This window comes from Capnocytophaga periodontitidis (genome assembly GCF_016126015.1).
Lineage (GTDB): Bacteria > Bacteroidota > Bacteroidia > Flavobacteriales > Flavobacteriaceae > Capnocytophaga > Capnocytophaga periodontitidis.
Genome location: NZ_JAEFDB010000001.1, coordinates 677,225 through 689,731, shown reverse-complemented (window position 1 = coordinate 689,731; position 12,507 = coordinate 677,225). Strand labels below are relative to the sequence as shown.

The window sequence follows — 12,507 nt, the reverse complement described above, 5'->3', positions numbered from 1 at the left end:
CGGGCAGTTTTTAGTTTGACAATTTATTAATGGTTGAGATAAAAATCTCATCAACGGTAGGGATAGCCTCTACAAAATGAGTTACCTCGGCACGAGTTATAAGGTATTGCAACAAATCGTTAGCGGTTTGTCCTTCTTTTTGCTTGATATGCAGTTTTAATTCGTCGTACAATGTTTTGAAATGCGCTTCACTTAGTTCAAAATGCATTTTCAGTTCGTTCAAGAGAGCAGGTTTCTGGTCTTCAGGCAATTTTAAACCTACTTCGTAAGAATTGTTTTTATAAGCACGTTTGATATCAATAAGTTTACCATCTAATATTTTACGTGATTTATTGATGAGTGCAATATGGTCACACAGTTCCTCTACCGATTCCATTCGGTGAGTAGAGAAGATAATGGTAGCGCCTTGGTCACGCAAGTAGAGAATTTCGTCCTTGATAACATTGGCATTGATGGGGTCGAACCCACTAAAAGGCTCATCAAAAATCAATAGTTTGGGGTTGTGGAGTACGGTTACTAAAAACTGTATTTTTTGAGCCATTCCTTTGGAGAGTTCTTGTACTTTTTTGTTCCACCAGTCGCCAATATCGAGGCGGTTGAACCAAAATTTAAGTCGTTCCTTAGCTTCAGCTTTGCTCAATCCTTTGAGTTGTGCTAAATACAAGGCTTGTTCGCCCACTTTCATCGATTTATATAAACCGCGTTCTTCGGGCAAATAGCCTATTTGAGCTGTATGCTTGGGTTGCAAAGGTTCACTGTCAAAAAAAACTTGTCCTGCATCGGGCAGTACAATTTGGTTGATGATACGTATAAGAGAAGTTTTTCCTGCCCCATTAGGTCCGAGCAATCCAAAGATACTACCTTTAGGGATGTGTAACGATACATCGTTGAGCGCGGTGTAGTTGCCGTATTGTTTACTGATATTTTCTATTCTAAGCATTTTGAAAAACCGTTAGTGATAAAATGATTAATGATTAGACAGCTCCGCTACAAAAGTCTTGCACAGATCTCACAGATTTAACACAGATAAATCTCTATTAATAGTTGTGATACGTACGGATTTGCAACTAACGTTGTTAAAATTCACGGAGTAGTAAATACAGATCTTGTATTTCAGAGGGCAAAGATATAGTAAATCAAAAAGAAAAGCAAATAAAAAAAACAGGTTGTTAGGATAACCTGTTTTTTTTATCTTAAGAAAAGCTAGAGAAAGTCTACTTTTTGAGTTTCTCAGTATTGTAAGATTTTAATATTAAGCTACTTGAAGCATATAAAGGGTAGCGAGGATAAGCTAATTTCACCATCAAGTTTTTATAGTTTTACAGTTATTAAAGTGATTATGAAAAATCTACTTATGTGAACTTATTTAAATTAAACTATTAAAAATACAAATGAATATACCTAACCAATATTCAGCATCTTGTGGATGAGTATCTAAATCTAAAACAAACTCTTCTATTTTAGGAAGTTCTTTATTATATACTTCTTTTGTCCATTCATGTAGACGTGGATTGTTTTTTGAACGTATAGCAGTGATTAGGAAGTTGTATCCCTCTTTTAGGTTTTCCTTATAAATATCTCTAAAAGCATTGATGATATCACCCGTATCAGACCAAGAATTAAGAAAAATTCTTACATTTTCACCATTTATATTTTTATTGTAAACAGCCCAAAAATCTCTTTGATAAGGGTTAGCATTTTCATTATTAGGATCAAGTTTTTTAAATTCTTCTATAAAATTATTTTGTAATAGCCATTCATCTATTTTATTAGATAGTCTTGTTTTCCCTTTATCAGCGTAATCTTGTAATAATATAACTTTCATAAATGTATTTTTATTAATTAGTTTTATATTTGCTTGTTATTTTAGATTATAGTCTTTTAAAAAGGCATAGTTTATCAGTGTAAAAAATACTTTGAAGTTGAGTGCAAAGGTAATGTTTTTTCTTATAATATACAATATTTTTCTAAAAATAACAAATAAAAAAAGTCGTCACTTCCCAGCAACGACTTTTCCTCATTAAAACAAAAAATTATGAAAAAAACTAAATTACTTCTCTTTTTCCATCTTGTCTTTCAACTCTTGTAACGCTTCAAGGTCACCAAGTGTTGATTTTTCGACTGTAGATGAGCTGGTATTTACAGCAGCTTCTTTAGCTATTTTCTCTTCTTCTTCTTTGAAGATAGCAGTGTGAGAAGCTACTACACGTTTAAATTCTTTGTTAAATTCAATCACTTTGAAATCAGCAGTGTCTCCTTTGCCCAATTTCTTTCCGTCTTCTTTTTCTAAGTGACGTGAAGGAACAAACGCTAAGATATCTTCGTTGAAAGGAACAGTAGCACCTTTGTCTACCATTTTAGAAATAGTACCTTTGTGAACTGTACCTACCGCAAATTCAGTTTCGTATTTGTCCCAAGGGTTAGGAGTGGTTTGCTTGTGTCCTAATGACAATTTGTGACCTTCAGCATCCAATTCGAGTACTACTACTTCAATTTTATCACCAGAGTTTACAAATTCTGATGGGTGTTTGATTTTCTTAGTCCAAGAAAGGTCGGTGATGTGGATAAGACCATCGATACCTTCTTCGAGTTCTACGAATACACCAAAATTAGTGAAATTGCGAACAGTACCTGTATGTTTAGAACCTACTGGATATTTTTCAGTAATGTTAATCCAAGGGTCTGGGGTAAGTTGTTTGATACCCAAAGACATTTTGCGCTCGTTGCGGTCGAGAGTCAAGATAACAGCTTCTACTTCGTCGCCGAGTTTTACGAAATCTTGAGCAGAACGCAAGTGAGTACTCCAAGACATTTCAGAAACGTGTATAAGACCTTCTACACCATCAGCAATTTCTACGAAAGCACCGTAGTCGGCAATTACCACTACTTTACCTTTTACTTTATCGCCTACTTTAAGGTCATCAGCAAGAGCGTCCCAAGGGTGTTTGCTAAGCTGTTTTAGACCTAATTGGATACGTGATTTGTTGTCGTCGAAATCGAGGATTACTACGTTCAATTTTTGATCTACAGAAACCACTTCGCTTGGGTGGTTGATGCGAGCCCAAGAAAGGTCGGTGATGTGAATCAATCCATCTACGCCACCAAGGTCTACAAATACGCCATAAGAAGTGATGTTTTTCACAACACCTTCGAGTACTTGACCTTTTTCGAGTTGGCTGATGATTTCTTTCTTTTGTTCTTCAATATCTGCTTCGATGAGCGCTTTGTGAGAAACCACTACGTTTTTGAACTCGTGATTTACTTTCACAATCTTGAATTCCATTGTTTTGTTTACGAATTGCTCGTAATCGCGGATAGGTTTCACATCGATTTGTGAACCAGGGAGGAATGCTTCGATGCCAAATACATCTACAATCATACCGCCTTTGGTACGGCTTTTTACGAAACCATTTACGATTTCGCCGTTTTCGTGTGCTAAGTTGATTCTATCCCAAGCCTTAAGCGTACGTGCTTTGCGGTGAGAAAGTACTAACTGACCGTTTTTATCTTCGCGGATATCAATAAGTACTTCTACTTTGTCACCTACTTTGAGGTTAGGGTTGTAGCGGAACTCGTTGAGAGAGATAACGCCTTCAGATTTAGCGTTGATGTCGATAATTGCCTCTCTGTCGGTAATACGAGTTACAACACCTTCTACTACTTCATTGTCTTGAGTGTCAACGAAATTGTTTTTAACCAATTCTTCGAAGTTTTTTAATTGGTCTTCTTGTACGCTGTCAATACCTTCTTGGTATTTTTCCCAGTTGAAGTTTTGTAAAAATTCTTCTGGATTTTGAGTGTTTTCAGCCATTTGCTGATGATAAAATTTGTATTTCCTGATAGTAATTAGAGTATTATATAAGAGGATTACTATAGGAAAGAGTTAAACTTAATTGATAAAATAAATACTCTATCTCCCCTAAAATCGTGGCAAATGTAGTGATAATCTTCTAAATAGCCAAAAGTTTTTGTAAGAATATTTCTGTGTAACTTTTTATATATCTGATAATCAGTATATTTTATTTTATAAGGTGTACATATTTTCTCCAATTTTCACTATTGCGATACAAACTTATATCACTTGTGGCAACATAAATAGCTTGTAGTTTTTCGTCGTTGTAGGAAAAGTCACCTTCTAATCGTGGAGGTATTTCACTTTCAATACTTATAGACTCAATACAATTTTTACCAAAGAGGAATTCACCTATAAAGCTCACACGGCTTGGGAAGCTAAGGTGGCGCAATTGGTCACAATCTTCAAAGGCGGCTTTTTGTATGGTAGTGAGCTGTCCATTGAAGTTTACTTTGCTGAGTTTGTTGCAATTGTAGAAAGCATCTCTGCCTATGGTTGTAACATTTCTCAAAATGGGATCGGCTTGCATATCTATAGCAGTAACTTGAGTGTCAAACCATTTTAGTAAAGTTTTACCATCCTCACTGAGAAGATATTGTTGGGTAATTTTCTTCTCGGTATGAACAGAAGGAGTTACTTGTATGGGAAAAAATATAATGGGTGGAGGGGTAGTTGTAGAAGGATTATTGAAAAATGTGTTATTTACACGTTTTTTAGGATCTCCACCATACACATTTTCTCCTGCACTTCCTTCTTTAAATAACAAAAGAAAAGGGTTATATAAAGGGATCAAAGATAGCCATCCACTTTCACCTATATCGTGACTACGCTTTGCTGATTGTGCAAAATAGAAGATGAAAAGAGGAATAAAAAAGATTAGCGAAAATGAACTGTCAAAATCGAATACTTCATTTAAAAATTTAAAAATTATATAGAAAATGATAAGGGAGAGTCCAAATTCAGTACGCCTAATACGTCCATCAAAAGAAAAAGGGTTTTTAAACATAGGTTACAAATTACGAATTACTATATGAAAAATTAAAACTTTGTCGGGGTCATTAGACTCTGACAAAGTTAGTGATTGTTATTTTTTATTTGCTGAAGGTGGATATTGTTCTAATATCTTGTTTACAAAATTTTTGATAGCCTCTTCCTTCTTATCCATCGATTGTGGCAAATAGCCTGTGCCTTTTCCTTGCCATACCAATTCACGCTTCTTTGCATCAATAATCTCAATGTAAAGAGTACCCTCAGTATTTCGGCTTACATTATAAGTGGCGCCTCCCCAAAATGGCCCCCAGCCCATTCCCCAGCCCCAATAATAAGGACTGTTGTCATACACATCTACATTCTCTCGGTCACGAGTGAAGATATTTACTAAAAAATCAGGGTTCTCAGAAAGTGTTAGCCCTTTAGCAGTAAGATTTTGCTCTATAGCACGTAAAATACGTTTCTTATCCAAGTCGGATATTTGTACTTTATCAATACCTTCCTTAAAAAAAGCAAAAGATTTCATAGCTGAAAAATCGGCTTGACGATCATAATCAGTAGCTACATAAATGCTCGCACAAGAAGTAAGCCCCAAAGCTACTGCTAACATTAGTAGAATAGTTATCTTTTTCATTTTGTTGTGATTTAGTGTTTCTTTCTTAACAGCAAAATCTATACCGAAATGAGACTATCTAAAAAAGTGATGTTGTAGAAGTGATTTATAAATCCCCTCTACAACATCACTAAAAGTATCTGATTATCAGTATACCATAATCATATTTTCAAAAAACTTTTTAGGCTACCCAAATTTTAAGGTAATCTTTCGTATAAACAGCAGTGGTGTAAGTTTTTGTACACTTCATCGTCAGCGCGTTCTTTACCAGCGTCGTGTCCTACTTTGGCAATAGCTTTCTGCACATCACTTTCACTGCATTTGCGCTCGTCAAAAATAAGGGTCATATTGCCGCTCTTGATATTCCAATTAGCGCTCTTTACGCCCTTTACGCTATAAGCCGCTTTTTCTATACGCGCCTTACACTGTTCACAGTTGCCTCCTACAGCAAACTCTACTTTTTTACTTTTGTTAGGTGCTTGTTGTGCACTTGTGATAGTGAGTCCAAAAAAGCTCAAAGCTATCCATAATAAAATACGTGTTTTCATCTTATAATAATTTAAATCTTAATCCTGCATAATACATCTGTCCAAAGGCAGGAGCGTACTGCATTGTACTATCAAAATATGCGCCAAAAGGATTATTGGCTGCCAAAATACCATTCTCTTGTTTATAATTGGTGATGTTTTCCCCTCCTATATATACCTCGAATGTCTTAGAAAATACTTTGGTGATTTGAGCATTGAGTGTAGCAAATGATGGCGCATAATCGTTTAACCTATAGGCTATAGGGTTCGTAGCGGTTGTAGGCAAGCGTTGTTCTCCTAACCAGTTGAAGGTTACATCAAACTTCCATTGAGAATGCTTGTTCTCGTGGCGCTCAGGAGTCTCGTAAGCTACATTGGCAAACCAGCGATGCTTTGGGGTAAGAGTCTTCTCCATTTGTCCTTTAGTAAACTGCGTTTGCACATCATAATACTTATAGGCAGCTTTGAAGTCCAACCCTTTAGCTGGAGTAATACTAAATTCCGCTTGTAGAGAGTTCGCAAAACTATTCCCATTGAGGTTGTAAAACAAGGCTTGTTGGGCTGAGTTATCCAAATCTACTACCACTTGATTGTCAAAATCTGTGCGGTAGAAATCTACTGAAAACTCTGCACTTTTACCTAATATTTTAAATGCTTGTAAAAAGCTCACTCCGTAGTTCCAAGCGATTTCGGGATTCAATCCATAGAGCTTGCCTCCATCACCTCCTATAATGGTAAGCTGACGTGCAGATGCCAAGAGTTGTTGGTTCTCTGCTATCACATTAGCAGCGCGTTTGCCTCGCCCTGCCGATACTCTGAAAGTCGCTTGTTTCCAAGGATTATAACGCACATGCAAACGTGGCGTAATAAAGTTTCCTAAATGATTATGACTATCAGCACGTACACCTGCCACAAAACTGAAGTTACTCAAATTGTCATAAGTGTATTCAAAGAAGGCACCTACTGAGCGATCTACACGCGAAAAATCTCCTGCAAGAGCCGAAGTAGTGAGCTCCTCATTATAGTCGTCATAAGTTCCGTTGAGTCCTGTGGCAAATTTGTGTTTGGTATTGGTGATTATAGAATTGTATATCAAATTGCCATACCAGCTCTTTTGGTGTATATCATAGCGGTTCAACCCAAAATAAGAGTCTTGACGATGAGACTGAAAAGAGTTCTGCAACCCTATGCTCTTATAAGGTGTGTCTGGGAATACATACCCTATTTTATTAGATGCACTAAAGCGTTCGGAGTTTACTTCACTGCCCCATGCATTGGTAGTTCCTTTGTCGGTTAGCCGATTAAAGCGCAACTCTCCTGCTTGGCGCTCATCTTTCATATAGTGGAGATTCAAAAAACCTACCCACCCTTTTTCTGCATTCGCATACTGCCAACGATTCAACAAGTTGATTTGATTACCTATGGGGTTATCTATGAAACCATCGTGATTGTGGTCGGCTTTCTGCTGGCGTACATTGCCGTGTGCAAAAAGGGTAGTCGCCCACTTATCAGATAATTTTTGATTGATATGAGCATTGAGTTCATAACGATTATCTTCTGAAGCATACAAGTTTAAGAAGAAAGGACGACTACTGATAGGCTTTTCTATCTCATAGTTGATTTGTCCCGAAATACTCTCATACCCATTAATCACACTTCCTGCTCCTTTGGTTATCTGGATACTCTCAATCCACGTACCTGGTACAAATGAGAGTCCGTAGGCTTGCGAAGCACCGCGCATTGTAGGGATATTCTCCTCTGCCATTAGTATGTACGGACTGGTTAAGCCCAGCATCTTTATCTGTTTGTTACCCGTAACAGCATCCGAGAAGTTTACATCAATCGATGGGTTAGTAGAAAAACTCTCAGATAGGTTGCAACAAGCTGCTTTTAGTAGTTCTCCACTACTCATTGTGTGAACATCAGCTACTTGCCATTGCGATTTCATCGTATTAGCACGCTTCTGGCTTACTACTACCTCTTCCAAAGCCAATTCTGGTTCCAATTGAATATGTAAAGACGCATTACCGCTTACTTTTACGGTTTTCTTTTTATAACCAATATAGCTTACTGCCAAAGTATTAGAAGCATCTGTGCGTTTCAGTGTAAAAGCTCCTTCATTATCAGTAGATACACCTATTTCAGTACCCTCCCAATACACATCTGCCCCTATAAGAGGTGCGTTGTTTTCGTCTACCACTTTTCCTTTGCTAAAATGTTGGGCAAAGACAGACAAGGGCAACAACAGCCCTATTAAAAAAATATATTTTTTGTACATTATTTTTCTGTTTTATTCAGTTTAGAAATTAGATTTTAAGAATTAGAAAACAGAGATAATAAACTCCTTTCTTATTACCTCTTATCTCTTATTTTTTATCTGAATAAAACACTCTTTGGCAGTACAATTCATAAAGAGGTGGCGCATTCAACTGCGTAAAGAAATCTCTCGTGATGGCTTTCTTTACAGTCTGAGGAATACTTACCACTTCCAAAGTAGGAAAAGCCAAAGAACTTACTACAAAAGGTTGTGGTTGTAATTCCAACGCTTTTACTACTGAAGTACTATCAGAAATAGAAGATGATATAGCTGTATCGTCACAGCATTTTTTATGTGAAGTTTCTGTTTTACTCTCATCATTATCGTCGTCCTCAGAAGCACAACAAGAGTCCATATCAGCACAATCACTTACTTCTTCATCTACAGAAGAAGTGATATATTCTAAAGAAACTGACGATAAGTGGTCTTGACAATAATGAAAAGAAATAGCCCATCCTGAATTAGAAAACAAGATGAGTACTGATAATAATATGTTGATAAATTTTCTTTTCATTGTTTGAAAACGTTATTAGCAAAAACTATACCATTATATAGTTTTATATAAAAACTTTGCCAAAGATCGTAGTGCAATAGCAATAGAGAACTTTGGCAAAGTGTATTTGTTTTTTAATCGTTAATCTATAGACTAACGTTTATTTTGTTGAGCTTTGCGTTGTGCTTCAGCTTGTTCCATCATCTCACGCATTTTAGCTTGGAATTTACTTTCTTTTTTAGGTTTTTTCTTATTTTCTTGTATTTGAGCGTGAATCTTCTTCTCGTCTATAATCCAATACTTGATAGCTAACATAATTCCTATAGTCAATAAGTTAGATATAAAGTAGTACAAACTGAGTCCGCTGGCGTAGTTGTTGAAGAAGAACAGCATCATTATAGGAGATAGATAGATGAGGAACTTCATATTAGGCATACCAGGTTGTTGAGGCTGTACAGTTTGAGCCATAGTCATCAATGAATAAACTAATATAGCAATAGAAGCTAACAATGGGAATAAACTCACGTGACTACCATAGAAAGGTATAGAGAAAGGAAGTTCGAAAATAGCATCGTAAGATGACAAATCGTGAGCCCATAAGAAACTTTTTTGTCTCAATCCAAATTCGGTAGGGAAGAAGTTAAAGAGCGCTAAGAACACAGGCAATTGTAAAAGAGCTGGGATACAACCACTGAGTGGATTTACTCCTGCTTTGCTATACAGAGCCATAGTTTCTTGTTGGCGTTTCATAGGTTCGTCGTATTTTTTATTGATTTCGTCAATCTCAGGGCGTAATACCTTCATTTTAGCTTGAGAAACATACGATTTATAAACGATAGGCGATAGCAATATACGCACGATAAAGGTCATCAATATAATTACTAATCCTACAGAAAAATAATCAGCAAGGAAATTGTAAAGAGGAATGAATAACCATTTGTTCAACCAACCGAAGATACCCCAACCTAATGGAATGAGTTCAGTAAGTTCGTATTTATCGTTATATTGTTTGAGAACGTTGTAATCACTAGGACCGAAATAGAAGTGCAGTGATTCACTCAATTCTCCACTTTTAGCTTTTACAGGTAAAGAAGTAAGGAAGTTTTTAGTGTATTTTACTTCTTTTCCTTCATTCATAGCAATATTGTGAGAAACGAAATCACCTTTCTCAAACGGATTGTCGGAGATAAGAACAGAAGTAAACAAGTGTTGTTTATAAGCCACCCAACTAACTTTTTCTTCTTTTTGTTCGTCGTTACCAGCTTGGCTCATACGATTGATACGGTCACCTTCATATTGTATAGCAGCTTGAGTGTAACGGTTTTCATAGGTTACACTTTTCTCCATACGGCGAGCTTGTAATTTCCAATCGATGTTCATAGGTTTAGAAGTGTTTACAGCTCCTGCTAAACCTTGAGAACGCACTACTAAGTCGAGCATATATCCCTCTTTAGGCAAGGTGTATACATATTCTAAATAAGTATTTTTGGAAGTTTTAAGCTTCATAGAAAGCACTTGGCTATCATTGTTTTCACTTAGGGCAGGCTCAAAATACAAATCTTTGGTGTTTAATTTTTTGTCCTGAGCAGTAGTAAAGTCAAGACTAAAAGTAGCATTCCAATCTTTTACTAAGTAAACAGGCAAAGAATCATAGGTTTTGAATTCTTTGAGCAACACCTCTTTAAGCTGTCCGCCACGGTTACTGATAGTGATTTTAAGGTCTTTATTTTCTAATACAGTTACCTCATTTTTAGCAGAAGGCAAGGTAGTTGAATAGGCAAAGTTTCCCAAATCGGTAGGTTGAACAGTAGAAGTGTTATTTTGAGTATTGGCAGCAGTTTTATTAGCTTGTTGTTCTTGTTGAGCTTTGTGCTTGGCTAATTCTTCTTGAGAAGGTTTATTATTGTTCATAAACCACATTAAGAGTACAAAAATTAAGGCAAAACCTATAATACTCTTTACATCGAATTTTCTTTCGTCCATATAATTGTTTTTATCTGTTGTTTAGTTCTTTTTTAGTTTATTGTTCAAAGCAGCTTTTACAAAAGCCACAAATAGTGGGTGAGGATTGGCAACAGTACTTTTGTATTCAGGGTGGTATTGTACCCCTACAAACCAAGGATGATTAGGTAATTCTACTACCTCAACTAAACCTGTATCAGGATTGATACCAGTGCATTGTAAGCCAGCTTTCTCAAGTTGTTCTTTGTAGTCGTTATTAAATTCATAGCGGTGACGGTGGCGTTCAGAAATATCTTTTTTACCATAGGCTTCATATATCTTGCTACCTTTGGTGAGTTCACAATCCCAAGCGCCCAAGCGCATAGTACCACCTTTATGAGTAATCTCCTTCTGATTTTCCATCAAACTAATCACAGGGTAAGGTGTTTGTTCGTTCATTTCGGTAGAGTTGGCGTCTTTAAGTCCTGCTACGTGGCGTGCAAATTCAATGACTGCCATTTGCATTCCAAGACAAATACCCAAGAAAGGAATGTTATGCTTGCGTACATACTCAATAGCTTTTATTTTACCTTCAATACCACGACCGCCAAAACCGGGAGCGACGAGTACAGCATCTAAATGACCTAATTTAGCTTCAATATTCTCTTCGTTGAGATGTTCGGAATGAATACTCTCTACATCTACGCGCACTTCGTTAGCAGCTCCAGCGTGTATAAAAGCTTCTAAAATAGATTTATAAGCATCTTGTAATTCTACATATTTACCTACTAAACCTACTTTTATGCGGTGTTTAGGATTCTTGTAACGTTGCAAAAAAGTGTTCCATTGGGTGAGGTCGGGTTCGTTTTTACAAGGAAGATCTAATTTCTTGAGAGCTACTTTATCCAAGCCTTCTAAGAGCATTACATTGGGTACATCGTAGATTGTAGGTACATCAATAGATTGGATTACAGCCTCACGTTTTACATTACAGAAGAGCGCTAACTTATAACGAAGGTCATCGGAGAGTTCGTGCTCAGTACGACAAACTAATATATCGGCTTGGATACCGCTTTCCATCAAGGTTTTTACACTGTGTTGCGTAGGTTTGGTTTTGAGTTCACCTGCAGCTGCGAGATAAGGTACTAAAGTGAGATGTATCACGATACCATTATGTTCTCCTAAATCCCATAAAAGTTGACGTACAGACTCTATATAAGGCAAAGATTCTATATCACCCACTGTGCCTCCAATTTCTGTAATTACAATATCATACTCACCCGTTTTGCCAAGTATCTGAATACGTTCTTTAATTTCGTTGGTAATGTGAGGAATTACTTGTACTGTTTTTCCTAAGAACTCACCACGGCGTTCTTTTTCAATTACACTTTGGTAGACGCGTCCAGTAGTTACATTGTTTGCTTGAGAGGTGTGTACGTTTAGGAACCGTTCGTAATGACCTAAGTCGAGGTCAGTTTCAGCTCCGTCTTCAGTTACAAAGCACTCGCCGTGTTCATAAGGGTTGAGAGTACCAGGATCGACATTGATATAAGGGTCGAACTTTTGTATGGTTACCCTATAGCCACGAGCTTGCAAGAGTTTGGCAAGTGAAGCTGCAATGATGCCTTTTCCCAAAGAAGAGGTTACCCCTCCAGTTACAAATATATATTTGGTATTTGCCATTTCTATCTAATTTGCGCGCAAAGGTACGAATTAATTAACAATTAACAAGTAACAATGGACAAAAATTAGGGATTAGGAGATAGGGATAGA

General features: G+C 36.8%; 10 protein-coding genes. All 10 read right to left on the bottom strand.

The annotated features are described in order from the left end of the window. Positions 1-10: 10 nt before the first annotated feature. The gene (locus tag I7X29_RS03365; protein WP_198472821.1) at positions 11-940 is read right to left on the bottom strand and encodes an ABC transporter ATP-binding protein; all 930 of its coding nucleotides are present in this window, start codon (positions 938-940) and stop codon (positions 11-13) included. 426 nt (positions 941-1,366) lie between these two features. Beyond that, positions 1,367-1,825 carry a hypothetical protein gene (locus I7X29_RS03360; protein WP_198466074.1) on the bottom strand — a complete coding sequence of 153 codons (459 nt, stop codon included), beginning with the start codon at positions 1,823-1,825 and terminating at the stop codon, positions 1,367-1,369. Positions 1,826-2,050: 225 nt separating this feature from the next. Next, positions 2,051-3,811, bottom strand: a complete 1,761-nt coding sequence (gene rpsA, locus I7X29_RS03355) for a 30S ribosomal protein S1 (RefSeq protein ID WP_198466073.1) — start codon at positions 3,809-3,811, stop codon at positions 2,051-2,053. Between the two features lie 208 nt (positions 3,812-4,019). Beyond that, positions 4,020-4,859 carry a leucine-rich repeat protein gene (locus tag I7X29_RS03350; RefSeq protein WP_198472820.1) on the bottom strand — a complete coding sequence of 280 codons (840 nt, stop codon included), beginning with the start codon at positions 4,857-4,859 and terminating at the stop codon, positions 4,020-4,022. A 78-nt stretch (positions 4,860-4,937) separates the two neighbouring features. Further along, positions 4,938-5,477, bottom strand: coding sequence for a DUF4136 domain-containing protein (locus I7X29_RS03345; RefSeq protein ID WP_198472819.1), 540 nt, complete (start codon positions 5,475-5,477; stop codon positions 4,938-4,940). A 176-nt stretch (positions 5,478-5,653) separates the two neighbouring features. Further along, positions 5,654-6,004 (bottom strand): heavy-metal-associated domain-containing protein, encoded by a 351-nt coding sequence (locus I7X29_RS03340; protein WP_198466070.1) that lies wholly within the window; start codon positions 6,002-6,004, stop codon positions 5,654-5,656. Between the two features lies 1 nt (position 6,005). After that, entirely contained in the window at positions 6,006-8,261 is a 2,256-nt protein-coding gene (locus I7X29_RS03335) for a TonB-dependent receptor (protein ID WP_198472818.1), read from the bottom strand. An 88-nt stretch (positions 8,262-8,349) separates the two neighbouring features. Then, the gene (locus tag I7X29_RS03330; protein WP_198472817.1) at positions 8,350-8,814 is read right to left on the bottom strand and encodes an HYC_CC_PP family protein; all 465 of its coding nucleotides are present in this window, start codon (positions 8,812-8,814) and stop codon (positions 8,350-8,352) included. A 132-nt stretch (positions 8,815-8,946) separates the two neighbouring features. Continuing rightward, a complete protein-coding gene (gene yidC / locus I7X29_RS03325; RefSeq protein ID WP_198472816.1) occupies positions 8,947-10,776 on the bottom strand; it encodes a membrane protein insertase YidC in 1,830 nt (609 codons plus the stop codon). 21 nt (positions 10,777-10,797) lie between these two features. Continuing rightward, positions 10,798-12,417, bottom strand: coding sequence for a CTP synthase (locus I7X29_RS03320; RefSeq protein ID WP_088594149.1), 1,620 nt, complete (start codon positions 12,415-12,417; stop codon positions 10,798-10,800). Positions 12,418-12,507 lie beyond the last annotated feature (90 nt).